General features: G+C 64.1%; 13 protein-coding genes. 6 read left to right on the top strand and 7 right to left on the bottom strand.

Annotation, left to right across the window (positions count from 1 at the left end; genetic code table 11):
- Positions 1-32 precede the first annotated feature (32 nt).
- Positions 33-956 carry a FecR family protein gene (locus ACIP02_RS19060; protein WP_400619398.1) on the bottom strand — a complete coding sequence of 308 codons (924 nt, stop codon included), beginning with the start codon at positions 954-956 and terminating at the stop codon, positions 33-35.
- Between the two features lie 193 nt (positions 957-1,149).
- On the opposite strand from ACIP02_RS19060, the gene ACIP02_RS19055 reads away from it, so the two are divergent.
- From ACIP02_RS19055 to ACIP02_RS19045, 3 genes are all read left to right on the top strand, one after another.
- Complete coding sequence (locus ACIP02_RS19055; protein ID WP_400619201.1) at positions 1,150-2,364, top strand: MFS transporter; 1,215 nt, start codon at positions 1,150-1,152, stop codon at positions 2,362-2,364.
- Positions 2,365-2,464: 100 nt separating this feature from the next.
- Complete coding sequence (locus ACIP02_RS19050; protein ID WP_201201692.1) at positions 2,465-2,602, top strand: hypothetical protein; 138 nt, start codon at positions 2,465-2,467, stop codon at positions 2,600-2,602.
- A gap of 83 nt (positions 2,603-2,685) precedes the next feature.
- Positions 2,686-3,843, top strand: coding sequence for an MFS transporter (locus tag ACIP02_RS19045; protein WP_400619198.1), 1,158 nt, complete (start codon positions 2,686-2,688; stop codon positions 3,841-3,843).
- A 156-nt stretch (positions 3,844-3,999) separates the two neighbouring features.
- On the opposite strand, the gene ACIP02_RS19040 is transcribed toward ACIP02_RS19045, so the two are convergent.
- Entirely contained in the window at positions 4,000-4,956 is a 957-nt protein-coding gene (locus ACIP02_RS19040; protein ID WP_400619195.1) for a FecR domain-containing protein, read from the bottom strand.
- Positions 4,943-5,458, bottom strand: a complete 516-nt coding sequence (locus ACIP02_RS19035) for a sigma-70 family RNA polymerase sigma factor (RefSeq protein ID WP_400619192.1) — start codon at positions 5,456-5,458, stop codon at positions 4,943-4,945. Before ACIP02_RS19035 ends, ACIP02_RS19040 begins: the two co-directional genes overlap by 14 nt.
- Before the next feature lie 171 nt (positions 5,459-5,629).
- Between ACIP02_RS19035 and ACIP02_RS19030 the strand changes: the two genes are divergently transcribed.
- The 3 genes from ACIP02_RS19030 (at position 5,630) to ACIP02_RS19020 (ending at position 9,918) form a co-directional block, all read left to right on the top strand.
- Positions 5,630-6,256: a DNA-3-methyladenine glycosylase family protein gene (locus tag ACIP02_RS19030; protein WP_400619189.1), complete on the top strand. Its 627-nt coding sequence runs from the start codon at positions 5,630-5,632 to the stop codon at positions 6,254-6,256.
- A gap of 135 nt (positions 6,257-6,391) precedes the next feature.
- Complete coding sequence (gene ada, locus ACIP02_RS19025) at positions 6,392-7,450, top strand: bifunctional DNA-binding transcriptional regulator/O6-methylguanine-DNA methyltransferase Ada (RefSeq protein ID WP_400619186.1); 1,059 nt, start codon at positions 6,392-6,394, stop codon at positions 7,448-7,450.
- A 56-nt stretch (positions 7,451-7,506) separates the two neighbouring features.
- Entirely contained in the window at positions 7,507-9,918 is a 2,412-nt protein-coding gene (locus ACIP02_RS19020; RefSeq protein ID WP_400619183.1) for a DUF3772 domain-containing protein, read from the top strand.
- Positions 9,919-10,022: 104 nt separating this feature from the next.
- On the opposite strand, the gene ACIP02_RS19015 is transcribed toward ACIP02_RS19020, so the two are convergent.
- The 4 genes from ACIP02_RS19015 to ACIP02_RS19000 all read right to left on the bottom strand — a co-directional run bounded on the left by ACIP02_RS19015 (position 10,023) and on the right by ACIP02_RS19000 (position 15,127).
- Positions 10,023-11,240, bottom strand: a complete 1,218-nt coding sequence (locus tag ACIP02_RS19015; RefSeq protein WP_400619181.1) for a DUF3422 domain-containing protein — start codon at positions 11,238-11,240, stop codon at positions 10,023-10,025.
- A gap of 459 nt (positions 11,241-11,699) precedes the next feature.
- The gene (locus ACIP02_RS19010) at positions 11,700-13,130 is read right to left on the bottom strand and encodes an aldehyde dehydrogenase family protein (RefSeq protein ID WP_400619178.1); all 1,431 of its coding nucleotides are present in this window, start codon (positions 13,128-13,130) and stop codon (positions 11,700-11,702) included.
- A gap of 13 nt (positions 13,131-13,143) precedes the next feature.
- Positions 13,144-14,643, bottom strand: coding sequence for a purine-cytosine permease family protein (locus ACIP02_RS19005; RefSeq protein ID WP_400619175.1), 1,500 nt, complete (start codon positions 14,641-14,643; stop codon positions 13,144-13,146).
- A gap of 94 nt (positions 14,644-14,737) precedes the next feature.
- The gene (locus ACIP02_RS19000) at positions 14,738-15,127 is read right to left on the bottom strand and encodes a YybH family protein (protein WP_400619172.1); all 390 of its coding nucleotides are present in this window, start codon (positions 15,125-15,127) and stop codon (positions 14,738-14,740) included.
- Between the last annotated feature and the right edge of the window lie 134 nt (positions 15,128-15,261).

The following is a 15,261-nucleotide window of genomic DNA, read 5'->3' as shown; positions in this document are numbered from 1 at the left end:
CGCTTTCAAAAACTTAGCGGCCAGGCCCGGTTTTAGCGGACTACAAGCCAGTGCCCGAGCACGCCCTGCAGCTGTAGATGCTGGGCGGCGGCCAAAGATTGCAGGCTTGCATCGGGCCGGTCGAGGTTGAAGTTGCCGCTCACCCGTCGATGGGCCACGTGTTCATCCATCAGCCACAAGCGCTGACCTTGGTAGCCAGCAAGGCGCTCCAGCACCTGGCCCAATGGCATGTCGGTGGCCTTGAGGTGCCCGTTGCGCCAGCTGTCGGCGGTTTTAAGGTCTGCCTTCTGCACCGGGTCGATACGCGTCTCATCGAAGGTTACCCGTTCACCGGCCGAGACCATGCGCTGCTCCCCTCCCTGAATGACCATGGCGTTGCCGCTGATGACCACCAGTTCGTCATGGCTGGGGTGGCGGGCGACCTGCAAGCGGGTGCCGAACACTTGGATACGTGCGTTGCCCACTTCCACTTCCATGGCTCGCCCATCGAGCATCACCTCCAGGTACACCTGGCCCTGCACCAGATGCAGCAGGCGCGTGCGGCTGCGCAGGTCAACGTTCATCGCGCTGGCGCTGTCCAGGTTCAAGGTGGTGCCATCTGCCAGGCGTATGCTGCGTCGCTCGCCGACGTCGGTGTGCAACTCGCTGGCCAGGCGCTGCATCAGCGGCCAGTACAGATAGGCTGCCGCGCCCAGCCCCAGCAGGAACAGGAGCGCCAACCATCTGCCCAGGTAACTGCGCCGCACGGTTACTTGCCGTGGGCGAGGTCGGGCGGGTGCTGGTTGCAGCTGTTGCCAGAAGGTTTCCAGTTCGGCGTAGGCGTGGGCGTTTCCGGCTTGCTGGCACCATGCCGCGAATGCCTGGCGCTGGGTTTCGTCACAACCGGGCTGACGCAACAGCGAAAACCACTCCAGCGCTTCCTGCTGTGGGTCGGGCTGCAGCTGCTTGGCGGGCATCGGGCTCATGGGTTCGGTCTGCTCACGATAGGGGCCTGTTCGCCCAACGATGACAGGGATAATGAGCAGAGGATGCTAATTATATTGAGAACCATTTGCAAGTACGTTGCGACAGAGGGATAAAAAAGGTAGCTATGTATCTATTTGTTTCCCGATAATCGGATCCTAAACCTGAGGACGGAGATTTAGGCAAATGGCCACCAGTAGTGCCTCCACCGCATCCACCCCGGCAGCGGCAAGCCAAACCACGCCGCTGGTGATGCGCATCATCGGCTTCTGCGCCCTGGCGCACTTGATCAACGACCTGATCCAGTCGGTACTGCCGGCGATCTACCCGATGCTCAAGGCCAACTATGACCTGAGCTTCGCCCAGATCGGCATGATTACCTTGACGTTCCAGATCACTGCCTCGCTGTTGCAGCCCTGGGTCGGCTTCTTTACCGACCGTCGGCCTGCGCCGAACCTGCTGCCGCTGGGCACCATGTGCACATTGGTGGGTATCGTGATGCTGGCCTTTGTTGGCAGCTTCCCGATGATCTTGCTGGCGTCGGCGCTGGTGGGCATCGGCTCGTCCACCTTCCACCCGGAGACCTCGCGTATCGCGCGGCTGGCTTCGGGCGGGCGCTTTGGCCTGGCCCAGTCCACCTTCCAGGTCGGCGGTAACACCGGTTCCGCCCTGGGCCCGTTGCTGGCGGCGGCCATCGTCATTCCGTTCGGCCAGACCCACGTAGCCTGGTTCGGCCTGGCCGCGCTGTTCTTCCTCGGCGTCACCCTGATGCTGCGTAGCTGGTACAAGGAGCACCTCAACCAGGCCAAGGCGCGCAAGGCGGTGCAGGCCACCCACGGCATTTCGCGCAACCGGGTGATTGCGGCGCTGATCGTGCTGGGCCTGTTGGTGTTCTCCAAGTACTTCTACATGGCCAGCTTTACCAGTTACTTCACCTTCTACCTGATCGAGAAGTTCGGTGTATCGGTGGCCAGCTCACAGCTGCACCTGTTCCTGTTCCTCGGTGCGGTGGCGGCCGGTACCTTCTTCGGCGGGCCGATCGGTGACCGCATCGGGCGCAAGGCAGTCATCTGGTTCTCGATCCTGGGCGTGACGCCGTTCACCCTCGCGCTGCCGTATGCCGACCTGTTCTGGACCACAGTATTGAGCGTGGTGATCGGCTTTATCCTGGCTTCGGCGTTTTCCGCGATTGTGGTGTATGCGCAGGAGCTGGTGCCGGGCAGCGTGGGCATGATTGCCGGGATCTTCTTCGGCCTGATGTTCGGCTTTGGCGGCATTGGTGCTGCGCTGCTGGGCTATGTGGCAGACCTGCGTGGCATTGAATACGTTTATGGCGTGTGCTCGTTCCTGCCGCTGTTCGGGTTGTTGGCGGTATTCTTGCCGAATACCGGCAAGCGCTGATATTACCGGGGCCGCAAAGCGGCCCCGACAATTGACGACCTGATCACCGTTGGCCTAGAGTGCCGCCTCTTTTTAAACCCTCCACAAAGTAGCCAACGCAATGCGCCGTACCCAGTCCCTGCCCAACGCCCGCCAGCCTGCCCTCCAGGCCCTGCGTCACGCGTGGCCGAGCGACACGGTACTCAAGCGCCGCCGCAGCGTGCTGTTTGCCTTCACCTTCTCGCCACACCTCGCCTGAACTGATCTGCGCTTTTGCGTCGCGCGCCACCCCGGCGTGCGCGCCTGTGTCTGCACGTCTTTTCGGTTTGCAAGGAGTGGTACATGAACATGCGTTTGCTGGCGGGCCTGTTGTTCGCCGTTTCAGTCGTGGGTTTCAGCCTGGGGGCCAGCCTGCCGCTGGTGTCGTTGCGCCTGCACGAGGCCGGAGCGAGTACCCTGGAAATCGGCATCATTTCCGCCATTCCTGCCGCGGGCATGATGCTCTCGGCGTTTCTGGTCGACGCCTGCTGCCGCCACCTCACCCGGCGTACCATCTATCTGCTGTGTTTCAGCCTGTGCACGCTCAGCATTGCCTTGCTGGAGCCTGCGTTCGGCTCGCTGTGGCTGCTGGCGCTGCTGCGCCTGGGCTTGGGGCTTGGCATGGGCATCGCCATCATTCTGGGTGAGTCGTGGGTCAACGAACTGTGCCCCGAGCACAATCGCGGCAAGATCATGGCCCTGTATGCCACCAGCTTCACCGGCTTCCAGGTGCTCGGCCCGGCCATGCTGGCAGTGCTGGGCGCCGACAGCCCGTGGATCACCGGTGTCGTGACGTTCTGTTATGGGCTGGCCTTGCTGTGTATCGTGCTGACCGTGCCCAATGACCATGTCGAACACGAAGAAGGCGAAAAGAGCTTTGGTCTTGCCGGGTTCTTCCGTGTGGCGCCGGCGTTGTGCATGGCGGTGCTGTTCTTCTCGTTCTTCGATGCCGTGGTGCTGTCGCTGTTGCCGGTGTACGCCAGCAGCCATGGTTTTGCCGTTGGCGTAGCGGCGTTGATGGTAACGGTGGTGTTTGCCGGCGACATGCTTTTCCAGTTGCCACTGGGCTGGCTGGCCGACCGGGTCGAGCGTACCGGGCTGCACCTGGTGTGCGGGTTGGTGGCGATGGCGATCGGCATCGGCCTGCCGTGGCTGCTGAACATAACCTGGCTGTTGTGGCCGTTGCTGGTGGTGCTGGGCGCGGTGGCGGGGGGGATCTATACGTTGGCGCTGGTGCTGATCGGCCAGCGCTTCAAGGGCCAGGACCTGGTGACCGCCAATGCCAGCGTGGGCTTGCTGTGGGGCGTGGGTAGCCTGATCGGGCCGCTGGTCAGTGGCGCGGCGATGGGTGTGGCGCCGCATGGCTTGCCGATGGCGCTGGCGCTGATGGCCGGGTTGTTCGTGTGCTTTGCTCGCCAGTCGTTTCGCGCTGCGGGGCGCTTGCGAGCAGTGGCGGACTGAAACCCTCCTGATCTGACGCGGTCTTTGTAGGAGCGGCCTTGTGTCGCGAAAGGGCCGCAAAGCGGCCCCGGCGATATCTGCGGCGAAGCTGAAATCCTGGGGCCGCTTTGCGGCCCATCGCGACACAAGGCCGCTCCTACAGGGGCCTTGTCGTCTTCAGGCTGCGCTGATACTTACCCAGTACCGCGTACGGTACTCAACCCGCACCGGCAGGCTATGGCTGAGCAGATGCAGGATTGCCCCGGTATCGACCAGTTGGTATGTGCCAGACACCTTCAGGTTTGCCACCTCGGGCGCACAGCGCAGCAGGCCGGGGCGATAGCGGGCCAACTCGGCGATAAACTCGCCCAGCGGCATCTGCCGCACGCTGAGTACGCCGTCAGTCCAGCCCCAGGGGTCGCTGTGCAGTGTCACGGCCTGGAAGCTGCCGTTGGCCGACACCTGCAAGGTCTCACCTGGCAGCACCTGCCGTGCTGCGATCGATGCAGGGAACAGCGTGACCTCACCACGGCGCACCGCCAGCAGCAAGCCTTGGCTGTTTTCTCGCAGCAGCACTTGGCCGTTGACAGTAGCCAGTGGGCCGAAGCGCGTATCGATACGGAACGGGCGGTTGTCGTCTGGGTTACTGTCCAGGCTCACCTCGCCGCGTACCAACTCCAGGCGGCGCTGATCGCTGCTGTACTGCAAATCGATGGCGCTGGCTGTGTTCAGCTGGATACGGCTGCCATCGCTACCTTGCAGCCGGCGACGTTCGCCGACAGCGGTGCTACTGTCGGCCAGTAGTTCAGGCAAGCCCAGCGGTTCACGCGCGGCGAAGCCCAGGCTGCCGCCCACGGCCAGCAGTGCCAACAGCTTGAGGTGGCTGCGCCGGCTGACGCGCTGTTGCTGGCTGCAGTCCAAGGTGCGCCGGCTCAGGTCCTTGGGCAGCCCGGCCAGTTCGTCGCTGAGCAGGCTGACCCGCTGCCAGGCTATGGGGTTATGCGGGTGGCTGCCCAGCCACTGCCGGAACTGCCGCTCGGTCTGCGGGCATGGCCTGTCGAAGCGCAGCTTCACCAGCCAGTCGATGGCCTGGTCGACCTGCGCCTGCGCAGGCGTGCCATCAGGCGTCGGCATAACGCAACCGGTAGCAGACGCCCAGCGCGGTAGCCAGGTCGCGCTCGATGGTCGCTCGCGATACATGCAGGTGCTGGGCGATTTGCACGATGCTCAAACCGTCGAGCTGGGCCAGCAGGAATGCCTGGCGGGCACGAGGTTTCAGCTGGTACAAGGCACGGTCCAGGCGCTCCAGGGCGTCGAGTATGACCAGCCGGTGTTCCTCGCTGGGTACTTCGCCTTCGGGCAGGTGGGCCAGGCTCTGCTGGTAGGCCTTCTCCAGCGCGCGGCGGCGAAACTGGTCGATCATCAAGCCACGGGCGATGCTGCTGAGGTAGGCGCGCGGCTCTTTCAGGGGCGACACCTGGCGGGCGCGCAATACGCGTACGAAGGTATCCTGGGCCAGGTCTGCAGCCTGTTCGCTGCAACCCACCCGGTTACGCAGCCAGCCGCGCAGCCAGGCATGGTGGGACTGGTAGAGCAGAGCGACCTCGGCCGGTTTGAGCGTGTCGTTGATCTGCATCGTTGCGAAGGCCCGGTCCCATGTTAAGTGTGAATGTGAACAGTTCTCAATTCTATGCGGGGATGCTGGCGCGGAGCAATGGTATGCCAGGAATTAGCCGCGCAAGAACCGGCGTTTACCCGATGAACGGCTGCGCTAAGCTGGACCTGCAATCGACTTGATGGAGGTGCCATGATCCTCGCCGACCTTTCGCCCGAAGCCTATCGCCAGGCCAGCGAACACCTGGCCTCACTTGACCCGGACTGGTCGCGGCACATTGCTGCGACCGGGCCTTGCCTGCACCAGGCTACGCCGGGGCGTGAACCTTACGAGGCGCTGGTGCGGGCGATTGCCTACCAGCAACTGCATGCTCGTGCTGCCGAGGCGATTCTTGGGCGGCTGCTGGCGCTGTTCCCGGAGGGTGCGTTCCCGCAACCTGAGCAGTTGCTGAGCGTTACGCCGGATACCCTGCGCGCCTGCGGCTTTTCGGCGAGCAAGATGGCGACGGTCCAGGGCATTGCCCAGGCCCGTCTGGAAGGCCTGGTGCCCACGCGCGACGAGGCACTGGTCATGCCTGACGACGCCTTGATCGAACGCCTGGTGGCGCTGCGCGGGGTAGGGCGGTGGACCGTGGAAATGCTGCTGATCTACAGCCTGGAGCGCTCGGATATTCTGCCGGTGGATGATTTTGGTGTGCGTGAGGGGTACCGCCGGTTAAAGGGCTTGGACAAGGCGCCGACGCCAGCGCAGATGCGTTCGCTGGGGGGCGGTTGGCGGCCGTACCGTACCGTGGCGGCCTGGTACCTGTGGCGGGCCTGAAGTTCTTGCGTTGCCTGTGCCGGCCCTTTCGCGGGTAAACCCGCTCCCACAGTTATCAGTGCTGCACTATCTCTGTGGGAGCGGGTTTACCCGCGAAGAGGCCGGCACTGGCAACAATTATCTGGAAGCTTACCCATGACCGCATACACCACCCCCGACCAACGCTGGCAAGCCGTCGAATCCCGCGACCCGACAGCCGCCGGCCATTTCGTCTACGCCGTACGCACCACCGGCATCTACTGCCACCCCAACTGCAAGTCACGCCTGGCCAAACGCAGCAACGTCGAGTTCTTTGACACCGCCGCTGCCGCCGAGGCCGCCGGCTACCGTGCGTGCAAGCGCTGCTCCAGCACCCCCAAGGCCAGCGCCACCCGCCACAGCCAGCTGGTTACCCGTGCCTGCCGCCTGATCGAAACCGGCGACCCGGCACCCAGCCTCGACCAGCTCAGCGCGCAACTGGCCGTCAGCCCCTTCCACCTGCACCGGCTGTTCAAGGCCGAAACCGGGGTTACGCCCAAGGCCTACGCCACCGCCTTTCGCACCCGGCGCCTGCGCGCGCACCTGGAAGACGGCCAGCGTTCTGTCACCGACGCCATCTACGACGCCGGTTACAACTCCAACAGCCGCTTCTACGCCAGCGCCGACCAGCGCCTGGGCATGCGCCCCCGGCAGTACCGCGCGGGTGGGGGCGGCGCAACCATCCACTTTGCCCTTGGCCAATGCTCGCTGGGCGCAATCCTGGTGGCCCAGAGCGACAAGGGCGTTTGCGCAATCCTGCTCGGCGACGACCCCGAGGCCTTGTTGCACGAGCTACAGGACCAGTTCCCCAAGGCGCAGCTGATCGGCGGCGACAGCGCCTACGAACAGCTCGTCGCCGAGGTGGTCGGCTTTGTCGAAGCCCCAGCCCTGGGCCTGGCTCTGCCGCTGGATGTGCAGGGCACGGCGTTTCAGGAGCGGGTCTGGCAGGCTTTGCGTGAGGTGCCGGCCGGCAGCCGGGTCAGCTACAGCGACATCGCCGAGCGCATCGGCGCACCCAAGGCGGTGCGCGCGGTGGCCATGGCCTGCGCAGCCAATCACATTGCCGTGGCCATCCCCTGCCACCGCGTGGTGCACCGCGATGGCGACATCAGCGGCTACCGTTGGGGGGTGGAGCGCAAACAGCAACTGCTGAAGCGAGAAACGGCACTCTCCTGAACGCTTGAAGCCGCGTAGAATCCCCCGCCAAATCGAATTGTAAAGAGGAATATTCGATGAGGCGTGTCAGCCTTGCCCGTTTTTGCCCAGGCCTGTTAGCCCTGCTGGCCCTGATGCTGGCGCTTGCCAGCCCGGCCTGGTCGGCGCCGGCCACCCCGTTGGCCAACCTGGCGGTTGCCGAAGCCCCCGTGCTGGATGAAAACGCCAGCATCGAGCAACTGAGCGACCGGCTGGACCAGATCCGCCAGGGCGTTACCAGCGACGCCAATGACGACCTGCTGTCGCAATTGCGTCTGGCCGCCGTGCAGGTTCAGCGCCAGGCTGATGCGCTGAGTGCGTTGCGCACCACCGAGGTGGAAAAGCTCGACGACAAGCTTAAAGTCATCGGCCCGGTCCAGCCGGACGAAGCCGCCACCCTGACCCAGCAGCGCAAAGAGCTGGAAGCCGAGAAAAAAGCCTTGGTAGCCCAGCAGGACCAGGCCACCAAGCTGACCCAGTCGGCCCGCGACCTGTCCACGCAGATCGTCAACCTGCGCCGCAGCCAGTTCAACTCGCAGATCACCAGCCGTGCAGCGTCACCGCTGAGCCCGGCGTTCTGGCAAAGCATCATCCGCCCTACCCAGGAAGATGTCGCCCGCCTGCGCGACCTGCGTGCTGAAGCGGCCGATGCGGTGGCCAGCGCCTTCAATGCTGATCATCGCTGGCTGTTCATGGCCAGCCTGGTCGCCGCGGTATTGGTCTGGACACTGATGCGTCGCGTACTGGAAAGCCTGCTCGCCGATGCCATGGTCCGCTGGTTGCCCGAAGGCCGCCTGCGCCGCAGTGCGCTGGCGCTGGGGGTAAGCCTGGCCACCCTCGGTACCATCGCCGGCTCGGTATCCCTGCTGCGCTGGGGGCTGGAGAGCAGTGCGCAGCTTGGTTCCGATGTCGCCAGCCTGGCCAACCATGTACTCGCCCTGGTGGTTTTCAGTGCCTTCATCACCGGCCTTGGTCGCGCCATGCTGATGTTGCAGCGTCCATCCTGGCGCCTGCCGTCCATCCATGACGAAGTGGCCAGCGCGCTGGGCTGGTTCCCCAAGGTGTTGGCGCTGGCGCTGATGGTGATGATGACCATGGAGCGCATCAACAGCGTGATTGGCGCCAGCCTGGCGCTGACCGTGGCGGTCAACGGCCTGACCGCCCTGGTGGTGGCGCTCACCTTCGCCGGTGCGTTGCTGCGTTATCGCCGTACCCTGCGCAAGCACGACCTGGAGCGGCCGACGGGGCTGGCCGGGTTGATCCCGTTTATCATGGTGATCTGGCTGACGCTGATCTTGCTGGCGCTGCTAACCGGTTACCTGACGCTCGCTTACTTCCTGACAGGCAAGCTGCTGTGGGTAAGCCTGGTGATCACCTGCGCCTACCTGCTGACCACGTTCCTCGGTGACCTCTGCGAAACCCTGCTTTCGCCACGTCAGCCAGGCGGCCTGGCATTGGCCTCGACCCTGGGCCTGGCGCCACGTCACCAGGCCCAGGCCAGCACCATCCTGGCCGGCATCGGCCGCACGGTGGTGCTGTTCCTGGCCCTGTTGCTGACCTTGATGCCATCGGGTACCAGCCCCAGCGAGCTACTGTTGAGCCTGGCTGACTGGGATGGCACCGGCGGCAAGTTGCTTGGTAACCTGAATATCGTGCCGCAGGACATCCTGCTGGCGCTGGGGATCTTCCTGGGCGGCATGTTCGCCATCCGTGTGGTCAAGCGCTGGCTCAGCGACCGCCTGCTGCCGGAAACCGACATGGACGCCGGCATGCGAGCCTCGCTGGTCACCCTGGTGGGCTACCTGGGCTTCATCTTCCTTGCCATGCTGGTGATGTCGACCCTGCGCATCAACCTCACCAGCCTGACCTGGGTAGTCAGTGCCCTGTCGGTGGGTATCGGTTTCGGCTTGCAGCAGATCGTGCAGAACTTCATCTCCGGCCTGATCCTGTTGACCGAACGCCCAGTCAAGGTGGGCGACTGGGTCAGCCTGGCTGGCGTCGAGGGTGATATCCGCCGCATCAATGTGCGCGCCACAGAAATCCAGATGTCCGACCGTTCGACGGTGATCGTACCCAACTCCCAGTTCATTTCGCAGAACGTGCGCAACGTGACCATGGGCAACGCCCTGGGCGTTGTCAGCATTACGCTGACCTTGCCGCTGGAGACTGATGCCAACCACGTGCGAGAGTTGCTGCTGGCTGCGTACCACGAGCACGAGGCGATTCTGGATGCGCCGGCGGCGTCGGTGTCGTTCAAGGACCTGACCACCAGTGGCATGGTAATTGGCGTGAGTGGTTATGTAGCGGGGCCGCGTCAGGTGTCGGGAACCCGCAGTGACCTGCTGTTCACCATTCTTGGGCGGTTGCGTGACGAAGGCATTGCCTTGTCTTCGCCGCAGAGCATGGTGTTGGTGCAGGAAGGTGCGCGACCGGCTGACGAGTCGGTGTAATGCCATTGGGCTGCTTTGCAGCCCATTCGCGGCACAAGGCCGCTCCCACACTGATGTAGGAGCGGCCTTGTGTCGCGATAGGGGCGCAAAGCGCCCCCATGACCTCAATGCTGCTTGGCCTGCCTGATCCTCAGCAGTATCGCCAACAACACCAGCAGCACCGGCGGCGCCATGGCCAACAACCCGTCCCGCGCCGTCAGCCCCAACCCCAGCACATTCAACCCGCCATACAGCAGCTTGAACAGGTTCAGCAGGTAATAGGTAATGGCAATGATCGACAGCCCCTCCACCGCCCGCTGAATCTTCACCTGGGCATCGGCCCTGGCATTGAGGCTGTGCAGGATCGCGGCGTTCTGCTCTTCCATCTCTACCTGTACCCGCGCCTGTAGCAGGTCGCCCAGATTGGCCACGTTCTTCGCCAGTTGCTCCAGCCGCTGCTCGGTGGCTGCGCAGTAACGCACGGTCGGCTTGAACCGGCGCTCGATGAACACCCCCAGGCGCTGGCAGTCAGCCACGTGGCTTTCGCGCAGCTCGCCCAAGCGCTCGAACACCAGTTGCGCATACGCCTGGGTGGCGCCGAAGCGGTGGCGGGTTTTTACCGTGCGGCTGACCACTTGGCGTGACAGGTGGGCAATGGCTTCCAGCAACCCTTTGGAATCATGCCCATCGCCGCCGGCACTGCGCTCGGAAAGGTTCACCAGGGTCTTGTCGAAGGCGTCCAGCTCCTGGCTCAGTTGCTTGGCCGTGGTCAGGGTCAGCGAGGCCATCATGCGGTACGTCTCGATCTCCAGCAGGCGGCGGATCATCCGGCCCTGGCGGTAGGCATTGAGGCGGCGATTGATGAACAGGAAGCGATTGGTGCCATCTTCGGTCAGGCGGAAATCGCTCCACACCACCGCATCGCCACCTCCGACGCACGAGCCGCACGGGTCTTTGAAACCGTAGTGGGTCAGGTCCAACCCCTGTTCGCCGCGTACCAGCACCTGCACCGTATTGATCACCTGTGCTGCCTGCGGCGCAATGGCTTCGGCCAGCACCGGCGGCAGGGCTTGCCACTCGGTGTCGACGACAGTGCAGGGCACCACCAGGGTCAGGGTGAAGAACTCGGTGTGCCGTTCCCACTTGAACGGGTGGCCATCCAGGCAGGTGATGCCTTGGGCGGCTGCGGTGTCTGGGGCATCCGGGCAGCAACGCTGCAGCAGTGCCGCACAGGCCGCATCGCCGCCGAGCAGGGCCAGGTGGAAGACATGCGCCGGGCCGTCGAAGTACAGCGACGGGCGGGCGTGCAGTTCGTTGTGCAAGGCAGTGCGTTGAGGGTGCATGGGTGGTCCGGCCTGGTGTTGTGATTGTGGGGGTACCAGGAAGTGGGACTTTGCGGGAAGAGGGGAAAGTCACGCGAAGGAAAGTTTGTATCGCTTTACTCGCGCTTCAGATACAGCTGGTTGAGCGCCCGAAAATAGAGGGGCTTACTGAGGCCTGGCTTGGATTTTGCGAGGATTCAGAAATCGAGCGCCGCCCGCGCGGCGCTTCGCGGGACAAGCCCGCTCCCACATCTGTTTTCGGGCCAATGAATCCTGTGAAAGGTGGGTCGCAGCTTTGGTGTAGGGCTGGAGACTATGATGAGGCAGCGCCACCTCGGACCCAAGCCAGGTCAACAAGGCGGACGGCGGTGAGCTCACAAGCGAGACTGGCCCGAAACAGATGTGGGAGCGGGCTTGTCCCGCGAAGCGCCGCGCGGGCGGCGCTCGATCTAACAGGCGCTGAAAACCTCTCGACGAACCCTAGCCCAAGCACCGCGTCACATGCTTGACCGACAGATACCCCGACAACCCCCAAGGCCCGAGCTCACGCCCTATCCCGCTGCCCTTGGTGCCGCCCCACGAAGTCTCGACGAATACCGCCTGCACCGAGTTGATCCACACATGGCCAACCTCCAATGCGTCGGCCACGCGCTCAGCGCGGTCCAGGTCGGCAGAACACACCGTCGCCACCAGCCCGAAGCGGCTGTCGTTGGCCTCGGCAATCGCCTGTTCTTCGGTGGCAAAGCGCCGTGCGCACAGCACCGGGCCAAAGATTTCTTCAGTCCACAGGCGGCTGTGCTTCGGTACATCGGTATATAGCGTCGGGCTGACGAACCAACCTTCACGGTCCAGCGCCTTGCCACCGGCCAGGCACTGCAAGCCTTCTTCGCGCGCCGTGGCAAAGTAGCTGGCCACCTTCAGCCATTGCGCCTGGCTGGTCAGTGGGCCCATGTCGACCTCTTCGCTCAGCGGATTACCCACCCGCAGATTTTCCAGCGCCATCTGCAGGCGCGGCAGCAGTGCATCGGCGATGCCGTCTTGCACCAGCAGGCGCGATGTGGCTGAGCACATCTGCCCGGCGTTCCAGCTGATGCCGGCGACAATCCATTCCACCGCCTGGTCGATATCGCAATCATCGAACACCACGATCGCCGACTTGCCACCCAGCTCCAGCGTCACCGGCCGGCACTGCGCCGACGCGCTGCGCATTACCTGGCTGCCAACGCTGTTGCTGCCGGTGAACGACAATTTGTCCAGGCCGTTGTGGCTGCTCAGCGCGGCACCTGTCTCGGCTTTACCGTTGACGATGTTCAGTACGCCCGCGGGCAGGCCCAGTGCATCGGCGATCTGGCCGTAGGCCTGCTCGATCAGCGGGGTGACCTCCGAGGGTTTGAGCACCACGGTGCAGCCGGCGGCCAGGGCCGGGGCGAGCTTCCAGGCGCTGGTCACCAGCGGGAAGTTCCATGGCACGATCAGGCCAACCACGCCGACCGGCTCGAGGCGGGTGCGAGCGCTGAAGCCCGGGGCTGCCAGGGGCACGTCACGGTTTTTCGCAGGCAGTTGCTCAGCCAACTCGGCGTAGTAGCCGAAGGTGGCGACAGCGTCGTCCAGGTCGATTTCTGCCTCGTGGCGCGGCTTGCCGTTGTTGCGCATTTGCAGGGTGATCAGTGCTTCACGGCGCTGGCCAAGCTGTTCGGCAAAGCCACGCAGGTAGGCAGCGCGTTCGCTGGCGCTGGTGCTTTTCCAGGCGGGCAGGGCAGCACGGGCAGCGGCCACGGCCTGGTCGACTTGCTCGACGCTGGCGGCCATCAGTTCGGCGAACGGTTGCCCCAGCGCAGGGTCATTGACGCTGATGCAGTCGCTGCCCTGGCCTTCGACCCAGCGGCCGGCAATGTAATGGGAAGTGGTCATGGTCGGTTTCCAGTCAGGCCATTTCGGCAGTGGTTACAGGCGTATGCGCAATGCTTTTGCAACGCACCCAGCGCGGGCCCTGGGGGCCATACACGGCAGCAGGTTCAGGGAACAGGTTGAGCAACAGCAGGTACAGCACGCCAGCCAACCCCAAGGTCACCGGCAGGCTCAGGTCGATACCGTCGGCCAGGTCGCCCAGCGGGCCAACAAACTGCCCCGGCAGGTTGACGAAGCACAGGCCGACCGCTGCGCTGGGGACCCACGCCCCCATGCCGCGCCAGTTCCAGCCGTGCAGGAACCAGTAATGGCCGCCACGCTGGCCGCGGGTGAATACCTGCAGGTCGTCGGCGTGGTAGAAACCGCGGCGGGTGATCAGGCCGAGGATCATGATCACCATCCATGGGCTGGTGCAGGTGATGATCAGCACGGCAAAGGTCGACACGCTCTGCACCAGGTTGAAGGTGAAGCGGCCGATGAAGATGAAACCGATTGCCAGCACGCCGATCAGCAGCGTGGCACCGGCACGGCTGAGCAGGCGCGGGAACACGCTGGACATATCCAGGCCCGTGCCATACAGCGCAGTGGTACCGGTGGACATGCCGCCGATCACCGCAATCAGGCACACCGGCAGGAAGAACCAGCTGGGCGCTACGGCCAGCAGGCCGCCGACGTAATTGTTGGCAGCGATGTAGTCCGGTGCCTGGGTGGCCACCAGGGTGGCGGTGCACAGGCCGAACAGGAACGGGATCAGCGTGGCGCCCTGGGCCGCGATCACTGCCAGCATGATGCGCGCCTTGGGTGTTTCACGCGGGATGTAACGCGACCAGTCACCCAGGAATGCACCGAACGACACCGGGTTGCTCATCGCCAGGATCGCTGCGCCGACAAATGCCGCCCAGAAGCCGGCCTGGCCGAGGTTGACGCTGCCTGCGTAGCCCGCATCGAACGGCCCGGCAAAGGCAACGATACCCAGCAGGAACAGCAGGCTCGACGCCCACACGGCAATCTTGTTGACCCACAGCATGAAGCGGAAGCCGAAGATGCACACCACCAGCACCAGCACGGCAAACAGGCCGTAGGCCAGGCCCAGGGTCAGGTCGCTTTCCGGCAGGCCGGCCAGGCGCTTGGCGCCGCCGACCAGGGCGTCACCCGAACTCCACACCGACAGCGAAAAGAACGCCACCGCTGTGAGCAGCGACAGGAACGAACCGACGATACGCCCGTGTACGCCAAAGTGTGCGCCCGACGAAACGGCGTTGTTGGTGCCGTTGAGCGCGCCGAACAGGCCCATGGGTGCAAGGATCAGGGCACCGACGCCGACGCCGAGCAAAATCGCCCAAACACCGGCCTGGAACGACAGCCCGAACAGCACCGGGAAGCTGCCCAGCACAGCCGTGGCGAAGGTATTGGCGCCGCCGAAGATCAGGCGAAAAAGGTCCAGCGGGGAGGCGTCGCGTTGATCGGCGGGGATCTGTTCGACGCCGTTGGTCTCGATACCGGTCGAGTGGCTCATGGTGATGCTCCAGCGCGGTTGTTGTGGGCCGGCGCGGTGCGCGGGCCTTCTTGTGGGTGCGTTGGCAGGGCGGCAGGGCCGCGGAAAAAGATGATCAGGCCGGCGACACGACCGACAGGTGCTCATGGCAGGCCAGCCACCGGTCGCCTTGGCGACGGAAGACGATGGTCTCGCGCTCGCTCAGCTGGTGTTCTCCACCGGCAATGCGGATATGTGTGGCCACATCGTGCATGAAGATCGCCACATCGCCTTGCAGGCTCACCTGGGCATTGCCCGACTCGCAAGCCAGCACGGCAAAGCCCTCTGCCTGCCACTGGGCCCAGATTTCTTCATACGCACTGCGTGTCAACAGCGGTTGCGGCAAGGTGTGGAAAAGGAACGTGGCGTCTTCGCTGAAACAGGCGAAATAGCGGGCGGTGTCGTTGCTGGCGAATGCGGCAACGAGGTCGGCGGCGGCTTGCCGAACCTGAAGTGTCTGGTCCACGGGAGTGGCCTCACGGTTTTTTGTGATTGTGGTGAAGCGATTCTGGTGGCGCTGGGCGGGGGGTAAAATCGCTGATAGCAAATAATCAGTTCAGGAATTTGTGAAGTGATTCCGTGAGCATGCCCGGCCCCTGT

It is taken from the genome of Pseudomonas sp. NPDC089408 (genome assembly GCF_044749445.1).
In the GTDB taxonomy this organism is placed as follows: Bacteria; Pseudomonadota; Gammaproteobacteria; order Pseudomonadales; family Pseudomonadaceae; genus Aquipseudomonas.
Note: the sequence above shows the minus strand (reverse complement) of the source record. Positions and strands in the feature narration are given on the sequence as shown.

What these genes read in the sequence shown, in the direction of transcription:
- ACIP02_RS19055 (WP_400619201.1), top strand. Translation starts at nt 1,150, where the DNA reads ATGGCCACCAGTAGTGCCTCCACCGCATCCACCCCGGCAGCGGCAAGC.
- ACIP02_RS19040 (WP_400619195.1), bottom strand. Translation starts at nt 4,956, where the DNA reads ATGCCGACGCCTGATGGCACGCCTGCGCAGGCGCAGGTCGACCAGGCC.
- ACIP02_RS19015 (WP_400619181.1), bottom strand. Translation starts at nt 11,240, where the DNA reads ATGCACCCTCAACGCACTGCCTTGCACAACGAACTGCACGCCCGCCCG.
- ACIP02_RS19010 (WP_400619178.1), bottom strand. Translation starts at nt 13,130, where the DNA reads ATGACCACTTCCCATTACATTGCCGGCCGCTGGGTCGAAGGCCAGGGC.
- ACIP02_RS19050 (WP_201201692.1), top strand. Translation starts at nt 2,465, where the DNA reads ATGCGCCGTACCCAGTCCCTGCCCAACGCCCGCCAGCCTGCCCTCCAG.
- ACIP02_RS19060 (WP_400619398.1), bottom strand. Translation starts at nt 956, where the DNA reads ATGCCCGCCAAGCAGCTGCAGCCCGACCCACAGCAGGAAGCGCTGGAG.
- ada (WP_400619186.1), top strand. Translation starts at nt 6,392, where the DNA reads ATGACCGCATACACCACCCCCGACCAACGCTGGCAAGCCGTCGAATCC.
- ACIP02_RS19020 (WP_400619183.1), top strand. Translation starts at nt 7,507, where the DNA reads ATGAGGCGTGTCAGCCTTGCCCGTTTTTGCCCAGGCCTGTTAGCCCTG.
- ACIP02_RS19035 (WP_400619192.1), bottom strand. Translation starts at nt 5,458, where the DNA reads ATGCAGATCAACGACACGCTCAAACCGGCCGAGGTCGCTCTGCTCTAC.
- ACIP02_RS19030 (WP_400619189.1), top strand. Translation starts at nt 5,630, where the DNA reads ATGATCCTCGCCGACCTTTCGCCCGAAGCCTATCGCCAGGCCAGCGAA.
- ACIP02_RS19045 (WP_400619198.1), top strand. Translation starts at nt 2,686, where the DNA reads ATGAACATGCGTTTGCTGGCGGGCCTGTTGTTCGCCGTTTCAGTCGTG.
- ACIP02_RS19005 (WP_400619175.1), bottom strand. Translation starts at nt 14,643, where the DNA reads ATGAGCCACTCGACCGGTATCGAGACCAACGGCGTCGAACAGATCCCC.